The organism is Rhizobium sophorae, assembly GCF_013087515.1.
In the GTDB taxonomy this organism is placed as follows: domain Bacteria; phylum Pseudomonadota; class Alphaproteobacteria; order Rhizobiales; family Rhizobiaceae; genus Rhizobium; species Rhizobium sophorae.
The window spans coordinates 36,974-54,222 of record NZ_JABFCN010000051.1 but is presented as its reverse complement, the minus strand read 5'-3'; the positions used below and the strand labels follow the sequence as shown (position 1 = coordinate 54,222).

Here is a 17,249-nt window from a genome sequence, read left to right as displayed (position 1 = left end):
GATGCGGATCCTGCTGGTGCTTGCCCATCCGCTGCCGGAAAGTTTTGCCGCTTCGGTGGCGCGCACGGCCCGCGAAGCGCTGGAGGCCTCCGGCCATGTCGTCGATCTGCTCGATCTCTATGCCGAGAATTTCGATCCGCGTCTTTCCGAAGCTGAACGCCGCGGCTATTTCGATCTGCCCTACGACACCTCGGCCGTTGCTAATATCGTTGCCCGTCTGAAGGCTGCCGACGGCCTCATCCTCGTCTTTCCCCAATGGTGGTTCAATTTCCCCGCCATCTTGAAGGGTTTCTTCGACCGCATCTTTGCCCCCGGTGTCGCCTTCAGCCATGATGCCGCCGGCGGCCGTATCGTACCGCAGCTGACCAATATCAGGCTGCTCTATGCGCTGACGACAACAGGTTCGCCCTGGTGGCTGGTGCGTCTCTATATGGGCGATCCGGTGCGCCGGCTCTTGAAGCGCGGCATCGCCGCCTTCTGCTCGAAGCGGCTGAATTTCAAGATGCTCAGCCTGCACGACATGGACCGCGCCACCGATGCAAAGCGCAGGGCGCATCTCGATCGCGTGCGCAAGCTGCTATCGGCGATCCGCTGAAGCAAATCCAGCAAAAGTGTGCAGCAGGTTTGCGTTCGGACTTGCGAATGTTGCCGAGCGCCTCGCCACCCGCCCCTGTCCTTCGAGGCTACGGCCTGCGGCCTTCGCATCTCAGGATGAGGGCTAGTTGTTGTGCGCCAGCGTCTGGCTCGGTCAGTGCACGATGACGCCGCTCAGGCCCATTCGCCCTGCCGCATCACCGGAACCCGCGAGCCATCCGGCTTGATGCCGTCGATATCGACCTTGTCGGAGCCGATCATCCAGTCGATATGGATCAGGCTGGAATTGCCGCCCTGCGCCTTGATCTGCTCCTGGCTCAGTGTCGCGCCTTCGAGGAAGCACTTGGAATAGCACTGGCCGAGCGCGATGTGGCACGAGGCATTTTCGTCGAACAGCGTGTTGTAGAACAGGATGCCGCTGGCCGAGATCGGCGAGGAATGCGGCACGAGCGCCACTTCGCCGAGCCGGCGCGCGCCCTCGTCGGTATCGAGCACCTTGTTCAACACCTCTTCGCCGCGAGAGGCCTTGGCCTCGACGATGCGCCCGCCTTCGAAGCGCACCTGGATATTGTCGATCAGCGTGCCCTGGTGCGAAAGCGGCTTGGTGCTCGACACATGGCCTTCGACGCGCAACGCATGCGGCGTGGTGAAGACTTCCTCGGTCGGGATGTTCGGATTGCAGGTAATGCCGTTCTTGGCGGTGGAAGCGCCGCCGTGCCATTCATGTCCATCGGCAAGGCCGACCGTCAGGTCGGTGCCCGGTCCCTGGAAATGCAGCGAGGCGAAGCGTTCGCCGTTCAGCCAGGCGGAGCGCTTGCCAAGATTGGCATTATGCTCGACCCAGGCGGCGACCGGATCGCTAACATCGACGCGCGAGGCGGCAAAGATCGCCTTGGCGAGCTTGGCGATCGCGATCGGCTCCGGATCGTCGGGGAAGACCACCTTGGCCCAGGAGGGGTTCGGATAGGAGACGATGTTCCAGTTGATGTCGAAATTCGAGATCTTCTCCAGCGCCGGCTTGTAGGCGGTGGAGTTGGCGCGATTGGCGCGGCCGACCTTGCCGGCATCCTGCTCGGACAGCAGCATCGGATTGTCGCCGGCGACCGCAAGACGGGCCGTCCCGTTGGCATAGGCCTTGGCCATGCCCTCGTAGAGCCAGCCGGAGGCGCGGTCGAAGCTCTCGTCGCTGCCATACTGATAGCGCGCCAGCGTCGTTTCCTCGTCGGAATAGAAGGCGGAGACCAGCCCGGCGCCGGCCAGATAGGCATGTTTGGTGATCAGGCGGACGAGCGGCAGCGCCACGACAGGCGCGGTGATCACCAGATCCTGACCTTTTTGCAGCTGCAGCCCGACCTTGATGGCGACTTCCGCAAGCTTTTCCAGCTTGACGGGATCAACGGTGTTCTGGCTCTGGGGCATGAAAGTCATGGTTCAACCTGCCTTCTGTCATCGACGGTGGGAGGCTGGAAGACTTAGACCCGTTTGCGGCGAAAATGAAGCCGCCGAATTGCAGGCGGCCGGATATATGTCCGGCCGCCGGGCGCGCTTCAGGCGGCGGCAGGCAGCCTGAGCAGGATCGAGTTATGCTTCTCGAGGAATTCCATCAGCCGCTGCGGGTAGTCCGCGCCAACGGCGGCCCTGACGCTCGCCCGCTCGGAAAGCGCCTTGCGCCAGCGCCCCACCCGCTCGAACCCTTCGAAGATGCCGCTCTCGCCGAGTGTGTCGAAGAGATCGAAATACCGAAAGACCGGCGCGAAGACGGCGTCGACAAGGCTGAAGTCGTTGCCGGCGAAATAGGGGCCGTCCGTCAACACCTTCTCGACAGTTGCGAATTTGGAGATGAGCGCCTTGCGCTTGGCCTCCAACTGCACGGCATCCTCAGCCGTCTCGTAACCCCAGAGATCGGAAAGCACCGATGAACCGAATTCCATCCAGCCGCGATGGCGGGCACGCGTCAGCGCATCCTTCGGATGCAGCGCCACACCTGGCTGCGTTTCCTCCAGATATTCGCAGATGACGCTGCTTTCGAAAAGCACCGCCTCGCTGCCATCCTCCTCCTCGATCCGCAGCAGCGGCACCTTGCCGAGCGGCGAGATCTTCAGGAACCAGTCCGGCTTGTTGGCAAGATCGATATTGATGCGCTCGAAGGGCACGCCCTTTTCGAGAAGCGCGATCGCGGCGCGTTGCACATAGGGGCAGAGATGATGGCTGACGAGGGTAAGCTTGCTCATGATGGTCTCCTTGGCAACGATGATAGATGTAATTGCATCTAATATCGCTTGCAGCGGAATTCAAGATAGATGTAATTGCATTTATGTCCGAAAAAACGTCGAATCCAAGCGAAGCCGTCACCTCTGCCTGGACCAGCATCATGCGCGCCCGCGAACGGCTACTCGCTGCCATCGAAGCCGATCTGAAAGCGGCCGGCATGCCGCCGCTTGCCTGGTACGACGTGCTTTGGGAATTGGCGCGCTCGCAAGACGGCAAGCTGCGCCCTTACGAGATTGAAGAGCGGACATTGCTGGCGCAGTATAATCTCTCCCGGCTGATTGTTCGGTTGGAAAAAGAGGGGCTGGTCCGGCGCGAGTCCTTCGCTGAGGATGGACGCGGCCGCTGGGTGGTGATCACAGATGCCGGCCGAAAACTTCGCGAGCGCATGTGGACGGTCTATGCCAAATCGATCGAGACCCATATTGGCTGCAAGCTTGCCGAAAACGAGGCGAAAGCGATCGCCGGCCTGCTCGACCGCTTCCTCTGAATCCTGTTCTCAATTAAAGAGTGAGAGCAAGATGTCGTCGGAAAACCACTCACACTTTTCGGCATCATGCTCCGATCAGGCAATCAGCGGCGCGGCAACAGCCTTCAGTGCCTTCAACGCAGCCTTCGGATCGAGCCGCACCTGCAGCCCGCGCTGCCCGCCATTGATATAGACCAGCGGTTCGCCAAGGGCGGCTTCCTCGATCGCCGTCGGCACGGTCTTCTTCTGGCCGAACGGGCTGATGCCGCCGACATGATAGCCCGTCAGCCGCTCGGCATCGGCGGGCTTCATCATATTGGCCGACTTGCCGCCAAAGGCGCTGGCAAGCTTCTTCATGCTGACTTCGCGATCCGATGGCACGACGACGCAGACCGGCTTGCCGTCCACTTCCGCCATCAGCGTCTTCAACACCCGATGCGGCGCCTCGCCGAGCGCTTCGGCCGCCTGCAGCCCGACGCGCTCGGCATTGGGGTCGTAGTCATAGGCATGAACTGTGAAGGCGACGCCCGCCTGCGAAAGAAGCTGTGTCGCGCGCGTGGTCTTGGACATCTCTTCCCCTCGTGAGTTCAGCGGCGCCTGTCAGCTTCCGAACGCACCGGCGTAAATCTCCGGCTTGAAGCCGACCAGCAGCTTGCCCTTCGCCTCCAGCACCGGCCGCTTGATCATCGATGGCTGGTCGAGCATCAGCTGGATCGCCTTCTCCCGGGTCAGGTTCTCGCGCTCGGCATCGGGCAGTTTGCGGAAGGTGGTGCCGGCGCGGTTGAGCACGGTATCGAGGCCGGCTTGGTCGATCCAGGTTTCGAGATGCGCGCGGTCGATACCGAGCGCCTTGTAATCGTGAAACTCATAGGCGATGCTATGTTCTTCCAGCCAGCTGCGGGCCTTCTTCATCGTGTCGCAATTCTTGATGCCATAGATGGTGACGGCCATGCCCGATCGATCTCCGTGTGATGGCAGCGAGATAACATGCACGACGGCCGGCGCAAACGCCGTGCGACGTTTTATCCCCGAGCGCGTCGACAATCGCCGCAGGACAAAACCGGCCCCGTTCAATTCTCCAGCGTGCCGGCCTTGCGCGAAGCCTTGCTGGGTTCGTCGCACGCGATCTTCATCAGGTCGCCGCGCCGCCGCACCAGCCGGTCGGAGGTCCGGGTCAGGATCAGCCCGTCCTGCGGCGCGGTGAGTTCGATGCTGCCGCCCGGCTGCCCTGGCCGGGTGACGATCGTCACTAGGCGGTCGCCTTCCGCAACCCTCTCGCCGATATTGCGATGGAAAAGCACGGCGCCGCCTTCCGGAGTGCGAATGATCTCGACATTGTCGAGCGGTACGGCCGGACCGGAAAATATCGTTGCCGCGGGTTTCCCATCGATAACGATCCCCCTTGCCGCAAGGAAGTGCCAGAGCCCATCCGCATCCTTTTTCGCCAGCACCGGATCGACATCGCGCTTGCCGCGCAGCTCGACGGTGACGGAGAGCTTGCCGGGCAGCCGGGGCCGGCGTTCGCCTGGAACTTCATATTTCCACGCAAAACCGACGGCCTCCTCGAAGGCCGAGCTTTCGCCATCCGAAAGCAGCACGGCCGCCATGTCGAGCGCGGCGGCGAGATCGGCCGCCTCCGGCCAAAAGGCCTCGTCGATATAGGCATATTGCAGGGATTCGTCGTCGCAATGCAGGTCGAGCACGAAATCGGCCCCAAGCGCCATATGCAGCAGCTGCCGCTTTAATCTGTCGGTAGCCGGGTAATCGTCGAGATCCTCGATCAGCGTGGCGCGATCGACAATGGAGATCAGCGGAAAATCCCGGTTGAAATTGGTACGTGAGCCCAAGTCGAAACGACCCTGCAGCTCGCCGAAATGCGATTGCGCCGCACCGATCGGATTGGCCTGCGGCACGATGGTGATGTCGCCGGCGATCCCGCCTTGGTCTTCCGCCTGCCGCAGCCGCTCGCAGAGGAAATGCAGCAGCACCGTTCCCGGCAACTCGCCGGCATGCAGTGCCGCCTGGATATAGGTCTTCGGCGCCTTCGGATCGCGGCCCGTAAAGCGCAGCACCGGCAACCGCCACTCCGTTCCCGGCGTATCTCCAGGGATGATGATCTCTGAAACGTCCATGCTGATTTCGCTCCCGTTTGCAACCAGCGCCCGGTTAGGCATCCCGAGCTATATGAGCGGAAATAGGGCAAGCGCAAGCGTGGTCCGGAGACATCATTGTCTCAGCCGAGCAGCGGCCAGCGATCGATGATCCGATGTTCGGTTTTTCCGAGAACACTGTGGATGAGCAGGAATTCGGACGCGGTCCATGAAACGGGTGCATCGAGGCTCGTCGGCGGCACGGCGTTGCGGTCATAGAGCAGCGTCATATGCGGCGTGAGATCGCGGTTGATATTGTGCCGCAAGCCGGCATTGTGCATGCCGACGCCCAGTTGGACATGCACTCGGGTGAGTGGTTTCCGTCCGCCTTCGCCGCAAAGCACAAGCGATCGCGCCTGCGGGAATCGCATGATCCGGTCGAAGCTTATTGCGATCGGCGCACTCTCGACTGTGGCGCCGGCCTGTCGTGCCGCGAAGACCACATCCTCCGGCAGCTTCGGATAGTCGCCGACCCAGATGATCGACACATGCAATGTCGTCAGCCGCGGCATCCCGGAAAGGGAGAAGGCTCGACGATAGTCATCGGCGATTGCGGCCGCCTGCTGCTCGACGGCATCAGGAGTGCAGAGCGCAAAGAAAAGTCGGTCTCCGCTGGCGTAGCTTTCGCTCCGCCGTCCGAGACCATTTTTGTCGTCTCCGAAGTCGAGGGGCATTTGGTTCATGGAGTTTCAGGTCGTCATGACCCACCTTGTCGCTGTCAAAACGCGACGAAGAATACTCTGAAAGGACGCAGCATCAAGAACAAAAGAAGAACATAATTACCCGATATACTCGACGTCACACTCATCCGAACCGCCGCTCAGGATCGGTTGAGGTGGAGTTCGACCGACATCGCAGGGGTGCACCGCAATATTTCTTGGAAGCGCGGCGCGCGCAAGAAACGGGTTGAAACGGCGGCCGTCCCATACGATTTTGAGATCATTGAAAACGCGGAGGCTGTGTCATGGCTAAGACAACGCACCACTATCTCATCTTCGAAACCGCGGGCGGTTTCTGCGGCATCGCCTGGAGCGACGCCGGCATCACCCGCTTCCAACTGCCGACCAAATCAGCGGAAGCAACCGAACGACTGCTGTTGCGCCGCCTGCCGGACGCCGAAGCCGGCGCGCCGACGCCTGCTGTGCTGGAGACGGTCGCTGCGGTGAAGCGTTACTTCCAGGGCGAGGAGACGGATTTTTCCGGCGTCGAACTCGATCTTGCCGGCCAGGATACCTTCTTCCGGGATATTTATGCAGCGGCAAGGCGTGTCGGCTGGGGCCGCACCACCACTTACGGCGCGCTGGCCAAGGAGCTCGGCGTCGGGCCGGAAGCCGCTCGCGACGTCGGCCGGGCGATGGCGAAAAACCCGGTCGCTTTGATCATTCCCTGCCACCGGGTGCTTGCGGCCGGCGGCAAGATCGGCGGTTTCTCCGCTCCCGGCGGTTCGTCATCGAAGGCCCGCATGCTGGAGCTCGAAGGCGTCAACCTTGCACCGCCGCCGCCTGCCCAGCAGTCGCTGGGTTTTTAGGCGGCGAAGGCTTTTCGTTTTCCGCAATTCCCGGCAAAATCGCTTCGCGCTCTGCCTGGCAAAACCGTTCTGCATTTTTGCTGCAATTGCTTTGGCAGCAATCTCAGCGGATCAATAGGGGCTGGCCGTCGGCCGGATGATGATCTCGCTGACATCGACGTCATCAGGCTGGCTGACGGCGTAGAGGATCGAATTGGCGATGGCCTCGGGGCTGATCGTGATCGCCCTGAAAGCCTTCATGGCATCCCGCGCCGTCGGATCGGTGATCGTCTCGGCCAGTTCCGATGTCGTCGTGCCTGGGGAGATGACGGTCACCCGGATACGATCGGTCTCCTGCCGCAGCCCGTCCGAGATCGCCCGCACCGCGTATTTCGTCGCGCAATAGACCGCGGCCGTCGGCGAGACGCTGTGGCCGCCGATCGAAGACAGGTTGATGATCTGCCCTGATCCCTGCGCCTTCATGATCGGAAGCGCCGCCGCGATGCCGTAGAGAACGCCCTTGATATTGACGTCGACCATCCGGTCCCATTCGTCGACCTTTAGGGCGTCTAGCGGCGAGAGCGGCATGACGCCGGCATTGTTGACGATGACATCCAGCCGGCCGAATTCGGAGCGGGCAAAGCCTGCAAAGGCCTCCACCTGAGCACGGTCGGTGACGTCAAGCTTTTGCAGGCGCACCGACCCGCCGTTTGCCGCGATGTCGCCGGCGAGTTCCTCCAGACGCTCGGTGCGGCGGGCACCAATCAGGACATGGGCGCCTGCGGCAGCCAGCACCTTTGCCGCGGCCTCTCCGATGCCGCTGCTGGCGCCGGTGATGGCAATGACTTTTCCTTTGATATCAGACATTTCAAGCTCCATTTGCAGATTGAGGGTTCTCTTGGCGTGCAGTCAGTTCGGGAAATCGGCGCTCAGCGTCGTCTCCGCCCAGGTGTCGAAATTTGCGCGCAGCGACATGATCGTCATCCTTTCCGGCAGACAAACGCGGCCTTCTCCTGTGTGGCATTGCCTTTCGGGCGGCACGTCATTTGCGCCGAAGCACCATGCCGCCATGATGGAGGGTGTTGCCGTCGACGAAATCGCCGTCGGCCGTGAAGCCCGTGTCATCCCAATATTCGATGTGGCTTCCGGTGACTTCGTAGCGTCCCCGGTAGGCGCTTTCCCGGCTGCCGCGGGCCTCGTCGTAGCGGCCAGTGGGCAGAAGTTCGTGGCGGACGCGGCCATCATCCGTAACCCACATGCCGACATAGGGATGTTGCTGCATTGTGTTCTCGCTTGTTTGTTGCTGCTGAGTTTCTCGGTCGTTCACGGTATCGGCGGCGGAACTGGTCGCCGCGCCAGCCAGGGTGACCGCCGTGAAAAACTGCAGGACGGGGCTTTTGAAAATCCTTCGCATTGTCTTGCCTTTCGAAGCCTTGTTGACCTCGACTGAAAGATAATATGGAGAGCCAGAGCGATTAAGTTGCCAATCCAGGATGCCTTGGTTAGAAATGCTAACCAATGGTCGACGATCTCGAAGGCATTTCAGTTTTTCTTGCGGTGGCGGAGGCGCGCAACTTCCGGCTCGCCGGCGAGCGCCTCGGCGTCACCCGCTCCGCCGTCAGCCAGGCCCTGCAGCGCCTGGAGGATCGGGTCGGCGTCGCTCTGGTCCAGCGCACGACGCGCAGCGTCAGCCTGACCGAAGCCGGCGAAGTGTTCTTCGAGGCGGTTCGTCCATCGGTCCGCCAGGTCAAGGATGCGATGCAGACGGTGCGGGAAATGCAGGCGCGCCCAAGCGGCTGGCTCAGGATCACGGTTTCCTCGATCGCCGAGAACTTCCTCTCCGGCACCTTGCTGGCCGGCTTCATGGAAGCCTGCCCTGATATCAAACTCGATATCACCATCACCGATGACGAATTCGATATCGTCGAGGCCGGGTTCGACGCCGGCGTCCGGCTCGGCGAAGTGATCGAACGGGACATGATCGCGATCTCAGTCTCCGAAGAGCAGCGCCAATGCGCGGCCGCATCCCCCGCCTATCTCGAGCGCCGCGGCCATCCCCACCATCCGCGCGAACTGCAGAACCACGCCTGCATCGGATGGCGGCCACGCCCGGATACGGCGCCCTATCGCTGGGAATTCACCGAGAATGATCGCGACTTCGACGTCTCCGTCGATCCCACTGTGACGACCAACGACATGGGAATGATGATCCGCATGGCCTGCGCCGGGGCAGGGATCACCTTCGGCATGGTGGAGACTTTCCAGTCCTTCATCGACCGCGGTGAACTCGTGCCGCTGCTGGAGGATTTCTGCCCACCCTTTCCGGGCTTCTATCTCTACTATCCCAGGCGCCAGAGGCAGCCGCTGAAGCTGCGCGCATTGGTCGATTATGTCCGCAGATTTGACGGGCGCTAGAGTTGCGATCTTCGATCGGAAGGTGCGACGCCTGAGATGGCGGAGGTTAAGATACTGCCGCCTCGCCAGTGACGGCCTGGGTTGCCTTAGGCTGAGGACGCAGTAGCAAATAGAATGCAAAGACGTGGCTGATCATCAGCAGGGGCACGTAAATGATCGGGATCGCGTATGCAGCGCCCAAGTCCCCCGCCCGCGCCGGCAGGCCGACCTGGATCGCGTGATAATAGTCGAGGGCAAGGTCGCCCATTCCCACGAGATTGAAGTTGACCACGAACAGCCAGAAGACCTGGCGTATCCTGATCGTTAGGAGCGCGAGCATGGCAAGCAGCCCGGCCGCGAGATCGCCATAGGCAGCGAAGGTGGCGAAGCTGGTGGGCAGGTTGGGACCGACGACGCCGGGCAGAATGAAGACGAGCCCGAAGAAGCGGAAGCTGTGCAGAGTGGCGATGGCACGGTGCGCCTTGACCCTGTCCATCGATGTGAGCCAGGGCAGAATATAGGCGCCGAAGCAAAGCAGCCACGCGACATAGCCTAGCACGAGATGGGTTTGAAAGATCGATTCCGTCGACATCGGGCACTCCAGATTTGTGGGGTCCAGATGTACGGCCGCTTCCTGTGATCGACTATTGGCGATAATATCGATGCGGTATGAAGCAGAACTTCACAGTCAGGCAAGGCGCGCTCGACGGCGTTGAGGCGTTTCTGAGCGTTGCCCAGCACCGCAGTTTTCGCAGAGCAGCTGCGGAACTCGGGGTAACCCCATCGGCAATCAGCCAGGCCGTCCGCGCTCTCGAGGAACGTGTCGGCGCAGTACTCTTCATCCGCACGACGCGCAGTGTCGGCCTGACCGAAGCCGGCGAGCGGTTCCTGACGCGCGCAAAGCCCGCCTTCGAGGAACTGGTCGCGGCAAGCGAGGTTGCGCGTGAGCTCGGGCAGAGACCGGCTGGACTGTTGCGTCTCACGGTGCCGCCGGCAGTGGTGCCGATCCTGTTGGAGCCACTGATTGCCTCCTTCTGCCAGGCCTTTCCCGAGATCGAGGTGGAGGTCGCCGCGAATGAGGAACTGGTCGATATCGCCGCCGAGGGATTTGACGCCGGTATCCGGCTCGGCCAGTTCATCGCAGCCGACATGGTCGCGGTCCGGCTGACGCCGTCCTTCCCGCTGGTGGTTGTCGGCAGCCCCGAATATCTGCAGCGGAGGGGGCGGCCCGAGCGCATCGAGGATCTGCGTCAACATGCCTGCATCCGCATGCGCCGCTCGAACGGCTCAATCGCGCCGTGGTCGTTTGTCAGCGGCAAAAAGCCGATCGAGGCAGTCGTCTCCGGGCCGCTGATCGCCCATGATTTTCCCACCATGCTGGGAGCCGCCGTCGAAGATATGGGGCTTGCGCAAGTGCCGGAGCCAATCGCCACCGGACCGGTGAAGGCGGGAAAACTCGTCCGCGTCCTGGAGGCGTTCGCCCCGATGGCGCCAGGTGTGTTCCTCTACTATCCAAGCCGTCATCAGGTGATGCCGAAGCTGCGGGCCTTCATCGATCACGTGAAAAGCCGGGCGGACGCTGCCGACAAAACCCGAATTCACATCGACGACAAGCAAACGCCAGCCACGAAAATGCGCTGAGGTGGGAAGCGTGACTGGAATAGACCCAAACCGAAGCAGATCAACGATGGGCGGCCTCCGTCGAGGTCACTTACGGCCGCTGAAGCCGGAACGCAGTCGTCTCTTTCATGATAACGACCGGCCGAGGTGACTGAACCTCGGCCGGCCGTTTCCTGTGCGGGCTTCCAGCCTACACGGTCACTGCTTCCCAGCAAATCAACGGACCGTCTTCGGCGTCGATACGCTCGCCGGCGCGGGTGAAGCCATTGGCTTCAAGGACACGCTGTGAGGCGATATCGCCGCCCCGGTTTCCGCGGAGATCAGCGCCACGCGAGGCGATGCCCTTCAGCAGTGCTTCGAAGTCACGAGTGGTTAGTTCGATGGGGGGCCGGGAGCATTGCTGTTCCGTCGGTCTTCACAATGGCTCGGTGGCGCCGTATTTTTGCCGGCCAGGCAAGTCGCAGCCAAATACACTCCCTTCTGCCGTGCCGATGCATAACCATCATCCAGGAGGCTACCAACATGAAAGACGTCGTCGCTTTGGTAACCGGCGGAAGCCGCGGCGTCGGCCGCGGGATTGCGCTTGCTCTGCTTGCTGAAGGAGCCACAGTACATGTTACGGGCAGAACGCGTTCCGAGGCAGAGGCAAGCCTAGGAGGCAAGCGCGTGGGCTCGCTGGAGGGGCTTGAGCTTGAAGCTGCGAACCTGCCTGGACGAGTGGTCATTCATCATTGTGACCACTGCAACGACACTGAGACCGAGCGGGTGGCCGAAGAGATTCGAGCCGGCAGCAGGCTGGACATTCTGGTGAACAATGCATGGCCCGGCTATGAAAACATGGTGGAGGATGGCGAATTTACCTGGCCTCGAGCTTTCTGGGATCAGCCTGCGTGGCGATGGGATGCCATGATCGGCACGGCGCTGAGGGCGGCTTTCATGATGTCGCGCGCAGTGGCGCCGATGATGATCTCGGCGCAGCGCGGTCTCATCGTCAACATTTCGTTCTGGGCGGCTCAACTCTACGAGGGGAACGCGATCTATGGTGTCGCCAAAGCTGCAGCCAACAAGATGGCTGCAGACTTCGCACATGATCTGCGCCCACATAATGTCGCGGCCGTCGCACTCTATCCGGGTCTCGTCCGCACCGAAGCCGTCTTGCAGAACGCTGAATATTTCGACTTGTCCAATTCCGAATCCCCCGGATTCATCGGCCACGTCATCGCCGGACTTTGGCGAGACCCTGCGCTGATGTCAAAATCCGGGCACGTCTTGGTCACGGCAGAGCTGGCTGCGGAATACGACATTGCTGACGTCGACGGATACAGACCTGTTCCCCTCACAGCCGCGGACTTTGCGAACGGTTGAATACTCCCTTGTTGGCGCGTGTGAGATCAGGGGGGCGCCTCTCCCGCATACGGGACGCCGTGGCACTTCGATTGCCGGGCAGGAGGCCGTGGGAGCCGTGGCTTGCCGCCTTCGGGTCTCTCGACAATGCAAGGAGCAAGCTCATGCAGAAGAGTTTTACCACTGACGACGTGATAATTCGCAATGTCCCCACCACGCCGGTGGCGATCATGGAGCACCGGGCGACCCGGCGACGCTCGGCGCCACCATCCAGCGGTTCATCGCCTGGCGCAAGGCCGCTGGCCTGCACCCCCGGACAAGTCCGACCTTCAATGTCTGGCGTTCCGAGCGGTCCTCACTCGCCTGCCGACTATAGAGTGGACCTTTGTGTCGGGACCGACCAACCGATCGAAGCGAACGGCAAAGAGATCAAAGCCGGCGAGATCCCTGGCGGACGCTGCGCGTCGTCGGCAACACCGACAATCTGGAGCCCGCCGCGCTCTACGTTTATCGCGCCTGGCTTCCGGCCAGCGGCGAGGAAGCACGCGATTTCCCGATCTATTGCCAGCGGCTGAGCTTCTTCCCCGAAGTGCCGGAGCATGAAGCGGTGGCGGAACTGTTCCTGCCGCTGAAATAGCGCCCTCTGGCGGCGGCCTGTCCATGCTGATCGCTGTAAGCGCACAGGCCGTTGTCCGCCTCAGGCCGGCCGGGGGCTTGAGCCCCGGGGGAATGTCTACAATCCCCGCAAGCCATCTACCGACTACATCGGCTCTTAGCGCACCATTCCAGGTCCGAACCGCGAACGCGGCAGAAGTACCGTCAGCGTCAGCCTTCGAACACCTGAGAGGTGCGCAACAGCCAAGGTCCGGAGTGCATCAGATATCCTTGACCTGTGTCAAACTGCGTTTGTGCATATTGTTGTCTCGGTAAGATTTCGGCGACTTACCGGCTACCCGCTTGAACGCGTTACTAAAAGCGCTCTCCGACGTGTAGCCGACTGAGCGCGCGATCAACGCCACCGATTTTCCTGCCTCGTCCCGCAGTGCCTGCTCAGCCAGTCGCATGCGCCACTGTGTCAGGTAGGCCAGGGGCGCGACGCCAGCGACGGTTCGGAACCGGTCGGCGAACGTCGTCCGCGACATGGCGCAGGCAGCGGCGAGATCTTCAAGGCGCCATGCCCGCGCTGGATCCTCGTGCATCAAACGTAGGGCCGGCGCGATGCGCGGATCGCTTAGCGCCCTTAGCCAGCCGCTGCCTGCGCAATGTGCTCCGGCCAGATGGGCCCGCAGGATCTGGATGAAAAGCAGCTGCGCCAGCTGAGCGGATGCGAGTTCAGCGCCTGGTAAATCGGATGTTCGCTCCTCGACGAGCCGGTCGAGCAGCCAGCGGAACGTCGTGGCGGCGGGCAAGTTCGCCTGCACGTGGATCCAGGGCGGCAGCACGTCCGCCAACAGGCGGCCGCTCACGGGATCGAGCAGGACGTGTCCGCCGACATGCGCGAAGTCGTCACCGTCGCCGAGTTGAGCCGTCGTTCGCCCGACTCCGGAGAACAACGTCATCGCGTCGACAGGAGAGACATCCGGATCACTGGCGAGTACGAATGCTCGTGGCGCCGAGAGCAGCCCCACATCACCAGTTGCAAACCGGATAGGCGCTTCGCCGTCGAGCGTCACCCAGCAGCCTCCCTTTACGACGGCGAAGAACTTGATCGTCTTCGGCACGGGGAAACGGATCGCCCAAGGGCCTCCAGCGGTGAATCCACCCGTGACCAGCGTTTCCGCCCGCGCAAGCTTGAGAATGTCGGAGAAGGGATCAGCGGTCATTTCGTATTCTCGCGCAAGTATTGCGTATTCTCAAGCATTCAACGTCCGCCCTGTCGCATCTATGTTCACTGCCACACGAACGCCAGAACGACGAGGCCAATGACAATGATATTGAGCAAACGGCACCTTGGACATCAGGGCCTCAAGGTCGGCGCGATTGGCCTGGGCTGTATGGGCATGAGCCAGTCCTACGGACCGGCCAACGAGGCCGAATCCATCGCCACCCTGCATCACGCCATCGAGCTCGGCTGCGACTTCTTCGATACGGCGGAAGGCTACGGCCCGTACACCAACGAAGAGCTTCTCGGCCGCGCCTTCCGCGACCGTCGGGAGAAAGTGGTCCTCGCCACCAAGTTCGGCTTCCGATTCGAGAATGGTCGCCAGCTCGGCACCGAGACCGACAGCAGCCCCGCCGCGATCCGCCAGACGGTCGAGGGCTCGCTGCGCCGGCTGCAAACCGACCATATCGACTTGCTCTACCAGCACCGCATTGATCGCAAGGTACCGATCGAAGATGTGGCGGGTACGGTCGGCGAGCTGGTGAAGGAAGGCAAGGTCCGCTTCTTCGGCCTATCCGAGGTAGGTGCCGCCACGCTGCGCCGCGCGCATGCCACCCATCCGGTCTCGGCGCTGCAGAGCGAATATTCGCTGTGGGAACGCAATCTCGAAGCCGACGTGATCCCGGTCTTGCGTGACCTGGGCATCGGTCTTGTGCCGTTTTGTCCGCTCGGACGCGGCTTCCTGGCCGGCGGAGTGAAACGCGCGGAAGACTATCCCGAAGGCGATACCCGCCGCATCGATGAACGGTATCAGGGCGAGAATTACGGCGCCAACCTACGGGCCGCGCGGGCAGTGTTCGACATCGCTGAAGCCAAGGGTGTAAAGTCCGCACAGATCGCGCTCGCCTGGCTGCTGCACAAGGGCGATTTTATCGTGCCGATCCCCGGCACCAAGCGTCGCGCCTACCTCGAGCAAAATGTCGCGGCAGACGCTGTCCGGCTGACGCCTGCCGAGATGCAGACGCTCGACGATGCACTGGCGTCCGGCACGGTCTCCGGCAATCGCTATCCCGACTGGGTCATGGCGGGGATCGACCGCTGATGCGCAACAAGCAAGTCTGGAGATCGTTATGAGTGGCGAACTGGTGCTCGTGACCGGCGGAAGCGGGTTCATCGCGCAGCATTGCATCCTGGCGCTGTTGCGGGCGGGCTATCGCGTGCGGACCACGCTCAGGTCACTGTCGCGAGAGGCGGAGGTTCTCAGCAACCTCAGGACCGGCGGTGCCGAGCCGGGTGGCCACCTTTCGTTTATCGCCGCTGACCTCACCGCCGACGACGGCTGGGCGGAGGCTGCCGCAGGCTGCACCTTTGTGATCCACGGCGCCTCGCCGACGCCGTCCGGCGATCAGCTGCGCGAGGAAGATTGGGTCAGGCCTGCGGTCGACGGCAACCTGCGCGTGCTCCGCGCGGCACGCGATGCGGGCGTGAAGCGGGTGGTGCTCACCTCGGCCTTCGGTGCGATCGGCGTCGGCCACAAACCGCGAAGCCGCCCCTTCGTCGAGACCGACTGGAGTGACCTGAACGGGCATGTGGCGCCCTATCAGAGATCGAAGACGCTGGCCGAGCGAGCGTCGTGGGATTTCATTGCCCGCGAGGGCGGCGGGCTCGAGCTTGCGAGCGTCAATCCCACGACCGTGTTCGGGCCCGCGCTCGGCCCCGACTATTCCCACTCGATCCGTCTCATCAAGAACTTGCTGGACGGTCAGCCGGGCTGTCCCAAGATTAATACCTGCGTTGTCGACGTGCGCGACGTCGCCGACTTGCATTTACGCGCGATGACCGATCCCGTCGCAAGGGGCGAGCGCTTCCTTGCCGCGTCGGGCGAAAGCCTATGGATGGTCGAGATCGCCAGGCTGCTGAAGCAACGTCTGGGGAAAGGGGCGAGCAAGGTGTCCACGCGCGTTTTGCCCAACTGGTTCGTCCGCGTCGTCGCACTTTTCAATCCGGCGATGAAGGGGATCGTGCCGCATCTCGGCGTCAATATGAACGCCAGTAGCGAGAAGGCCCAACGCCTGCTTGGTTGGGAGCCCCGCTCGCGCGAAGAGGCAATCGGCGCCACGGCCGAGAGCCTCATCCGCCTCGGCCTGGTCAACACGACGGATTAGAAATTGGAGACAGCTATGAAGATCGACGGCGGTTCCCTACGGCAACGAAATGCGCCGCCTGCCGATTATAGTGTGGACACGGCGGGTGGCGAATATCAGGTCGCGGATTTATGCGCATTTCAAAAACCAGTTGAACTAACTTACAACCGATTGCATAGTGCAATCAGCTTGCGCGGATATGCCTTTTAAGGAGAGGAAGTGAGTATGGCCAAGCTCGTGTTCGGAATGAACCAGTCCCTGGACGGCTACGTCGATCATATGGCGTTTGGGCCAAGCCCCACGCTTTTCCGCCACTTCATCAAGGAGGCTCAGCGGCAGGCGGGCAGTGTGTACGGTCGCCAGATGTATGAGGTCATGCGTTACTGGGACGACGAACATCCTGAATGGGATGCAGAGCGAAAGGCCTTCGCGGCCGCGTGGCGGAACCAGCCGAAATGGGTCGTCTCGCGCTCGTTGAAGTCGGTCGGTCCCAACGCCAGGCTTGTTGGGGAAGATCTTGAGGCCGCGATCCGCGAGCTGAAGTCGGAACGCGACGGGGAGATCGAAGTCGCCGGCCCCAATTTGGCGCAAAGCCTCACCGAACTTGGCCTGATCGACGAGTATCGAATCTACCTTCACCCCGTCGTGCTCGGTCACGGCAAGCCATATTTCGCCGGACCCCGGCCGCCGCTCCGCCTGATGGCTCATGACCGGATTGGCGAGGATGTGATCAGGTTGACCTACGTTCCGGCCTGATCTCGCAACTCGCCAGATGAAAATCGCCGCGGAAGTCTGGTCTTGGTGCGGCCATCCCCCGTGACGCCGACGGTCTGGACGGGAAGCCCTTTCGCGCCGCCGGCACACGCGATCAGCCTCGTTCTCGACACTCGACATGTCACCCTCCACTTCATCCTCCAAAGAAGCATTGGGCGGCGGC

At 62.0% G+C, this 17,249-nt stretch carries 20 protein-coding genes and 2 pseudogenes; 11 read left to right on the top strand and 11 right to left on the bottom strand.

The window, feature by feature from the left end:
* Position 1: 1 nt before the first annotated feature.
* A complete protein-coding gene (locus G9X64_RS28740; RefSeq protein ID WP_168314684.1) occupies positions 2–595 on the top strand; it encodes an NAD(P)H-dependent oxidoreductase in 594 nt (197 codons plus the stop codon).
* A gap of 173 nt (positions 596–768) precedes the next feature.
* On the opposite strand, the gene G9X64_RS28735 is transcribed toward G9X64_RS28740, so the two are convergent.
* Positions 769–2,022: an aminopeptidase gene (locus G9X64_RS28735; RefSeq protein WP_168308040.1), complete on the bottom strand. Its 1,254-nt coding sequence runs from the start codon at positions 2,020–2,022 to the stop codon at positions 769–771.
* A 119-nt stretch (positions 2,023–2,141) separates the two neighbouring features.
* On the bottom strand, positions 2,142–2,825 hold the full coding sequence (locus tag G9X64_RS28730; protein WP_168314683.1) for a glutathione S-transferase family protein: 684 nt from the start codon (positions 2,823–2,825) through the stop codon (positions 2,142–2,144).
* An 83-nt stretch (positions 2,826–2,908) separates the two neighbouring features.
* Here G9X64_RS28730 and G9X64_RS28725 point away from each other — a divergent pair, with 83 nt between their 5' ends.
* Positions 2,909–3,352 carry a MarR family winged helix-turn-helix transcriptional regulator gene (locus tag G9X64_RS28725; protein ID WP_171377867.1) on the top strand — a complete coding sequence of 148 codons (444 nt, stop codon included), beginning with the start codon at positions 2,909–2,911 and terminating at the stop codon, positions 3,350–3,352.
* Between the two features lie 75 nt (positions 3,353–3,427).
* Here the strand turns inward: G9X64_RS28725 and ybaK are convergent, their stop codons facing one another.
* The 4 genes from ybaK to G9X64_RS28705 form a co-directional block, all read right to left on the bottom strand.
* The gene (gene ybaK / locus G9X64_RS28720; RefSeq protein ID WP_171377866.1) at positions 3,428–3,901 is read right to left on the bottom strand and encodes a Cys-tRNA(Pro) deacylase; all 474 of its coding nucleotides are present in this window, start codon (positions 3,899–3,901) and stop codon (positions 3,428–3,430) included.
* A 30-nt stretch (positions 3,902–3,931) separates the two neighbouring features.
* A complete protein-coding gene (locus G9X64_RS28715; protein WP_171377865.1) occupies positions 3,932–4,282 on the bottom strand; it encodes an ArsC family reductase in 351 nt (116 codons plus the stop codon).
* A 119-nt stretch (positions 4,283–4,401) separates the two neighbouring features.
* Entirely contained in the window at positions 4,402–5,463 is a 1,062-nt protein-coding gene (locus tag G9X64_RS28710; RefSeq protein WP_171377864.1) for a M14 family metallopeptidase, read from the bottom strand.
* A 101-nt stretch (positions 5,464–5,564) separates the two neighbouring features.
* Positions 5,565–6,164, bottom strand: a complete 600-nt coding sequence (locus G9X64_RS28705; RefSeq protein WP_171377863.1) for a 2'-5' RNA ligase family protein — start codon at positions 6,162–6,164, stop codon at positions 5,565–5,567.
* 281 nt (positions 6,165–6,445) lie between these two features.
* Here G9X64_RS28705 and G9X64_RS28700 point away from each other — a divergent pair, with 281 nt between their 5' ends.
* Positions 6,446–7,009 (top strand): methylated-DNA--[protein]-cysteine S-methyltransferase, encoded by a 564-nt coding sequence (locus G9X64_RS28700; protein WP_171377862.1) that lies wholly within the window; start codon positions 6,446–6,448, stop codon positions 7,007–7,009.
* Positions 7,010–7,120: 111 nt separating this feature from the next.
* Here the strand turns inward: G9X64_RS28700 and G9X64_RS28695 are convergent, their stop codons facing one another.
* Positions 7,121–7,855 carry an SDR family oxidoreductase gene (locus G9X64_RS28695; RefSeq protein ID WP_171377861.1) on the bottom strand — a complete coding sequence of 245 codons (735 nt, stop codon included), beginning with the start codon at positions 7,853–7,855 and terminating at the stop codon, positions 7,121–7,123.
* 175 nt (positions 7,856–8,030) lie between these two features.
* A complete protein-coding gene (locus tag G9X64_RS28690; protein ID WP_168308032.1) occupies positions 8,031–8,402 on the bottom strand; it encodes an Atu4866 domain-containing protein in 372 nt (123 codons plus the stop codon).
* Between the two features lie 104 nt (positions 8,403–8,506).
* Here G9X64_RS28690 and G9X64_RS28685 point away from each other — a divergent pair, with 104 nt between their 5' ends.
* Positions 8,507–9,403: a LysR family transcriptional regulator gene (locus G9X64_RS28685; RefSeq protein WP_168308031.1), complete on the top strand. Its 897-nt coding sequence runs from the start codon at positions 8,507–8,509 to the stop codon at positions 9,401–9,403.
* Between the two features lie 46 nt (positions 9,404–9,449).
* On the opposite strand, the gene G9X64_RS28680 is transcribed toward G9X64_RS28685, so the two are convergent.
* Complete coding sequence (locus G9X64_RS28680) at positions 9,450–9,974, bottom strand: DUF8737 domain-containing protein (RefSeq protein WP_168308030.1); 525 nt, start codon at positions 9,972–9,974, stop codon at positions 9,450–9,452.
* 77 nt (positions 9,975–10,051) lie between these two features.
* Between G9X64_RS28680 and G9X64_RS28675 the strand changes: the two genes are divergently transcribed.
* Complete coding sequence (locus G9X64_RS28675) at positions 10,052–11,023, top strand: LysR family transcriptional regulator (protein WP_168308029.1); 972 nt, start codon at positions 10,052–10,054, stop codon at positions 11,021–11,023.
* A gap of 169 nt (positions 11,024–11,192) precedes the next feature.
* Here the strand turns inward: G9X64_RS28675 and G9X64_RS36775 are convergent.
* Positions 11,193–11,347, bottom strand: a pseudogene (locus G9X64_RS36775) (GNAT family N-acetyltransferase); the annotation flags it as partial.
* 177 nt (positions 11,348–11,524) lie between these two features.
* Here G9X64_RS36775 and G9X64_RS28670 point away from each other — a divergent pair.
* Together G9X64_RS28670 and G9X64_RS28665 are read left to right on the top strand one after the other, a co-directional pair.
* Positions 11,525–12,367 (top strand): SDR family NAD(P)-dependent oxidoreductase, encoded by an 843-nt coding sequence (locus G9X64_RS28670; protein WP_168308028.1) that lies wholly within the window; start codon positions 11,525–11,527, stop codon positions 12,365–12,367.
* An 89-nt stretch (positions 12,368–12,456) separates the two neighbouring features.
* Positions 12,457–12,983, top strand: a pseudogene (locus G9X64_RS28665) (AraC family transcriptional regulator); the annotation flags it as partial.
* Positions 12,984–13,221: 238 nt separating this feature from the next.
* Here the strand turns inward: G9X64_RS28665 and G9X64_RS28660 are convergent.
* Positions 13,222–14,169, bottom strand: coding sequence for an AraC family transcriptional regulator (locus tag G9X64_RS28660; protein WP_168308027.1), 948 nt, complete (start codon positions 14,167–14,169; stop codon positions 13,222–13,224).
* Positions 14,170–14,274: 105 nt separating this feature from the next.
* Between G9X64_RS28660 and G9X64_RS28655 the strand changes: the two genes are divergently transcribed.
* The 4 genes from G9X64_RS28655 to G9X64_RS28640 are packed head-to-tail and all read left to right on the top strand — an operon-like array spanning position 14,275 to position 17,068.
* Positions 14,275–15,270, top strand: coding sequence for an aldo/keto reductase (locus G9X64_RS28655; RefSeq protein ID WP_171377860.1), 996 nt, complete (start codon positions 14,275–14,277; stop codon positions 15,268–15,270).
* Positions 15,271–15,298: 28 nt separating this feature from the next.
* Positions 15,299–16,333 carry an SDR family oxidoreductase gene (locus G9X64_RS28650; RefSeq protein WP_168308026.1) on the top strand — a complete coding sequence of 345 codons (1,035 nt, stop codon included), beginning with the start codon at positions 15,299–15,301 and terminating at the stop codon, positions 16,331–16,333.
* A gap of 15 nt (positions 16,334–16,348) precedes the next feature.
* Positions 16,349–16,522 (top strand): hypothetical protein, encoded by a 174-nt coding sequence (locus tag G9X64_RS28645; protein ID WP_168308025.1) that lies wholly within the window; start codon positions 16,349–16,351, stop codon positions 16,520–16,522.
* A 15-nt stretch (positions 16,523–16,537) separates the two neighbouring features.
* Positions 16,538–17,068, top strand: coding sequence for a dihydrofolate reductase family protein (locus G9X64_RS28640; RefSeq protein ID WP_168308024.1), 531 nt, complete (start codon positions 16,538–16,540; stop codon positions 17,066–17,068).
* The last annotated feature ends 181 nt before the right edge of the window (positions 17,069–17,249 follow it).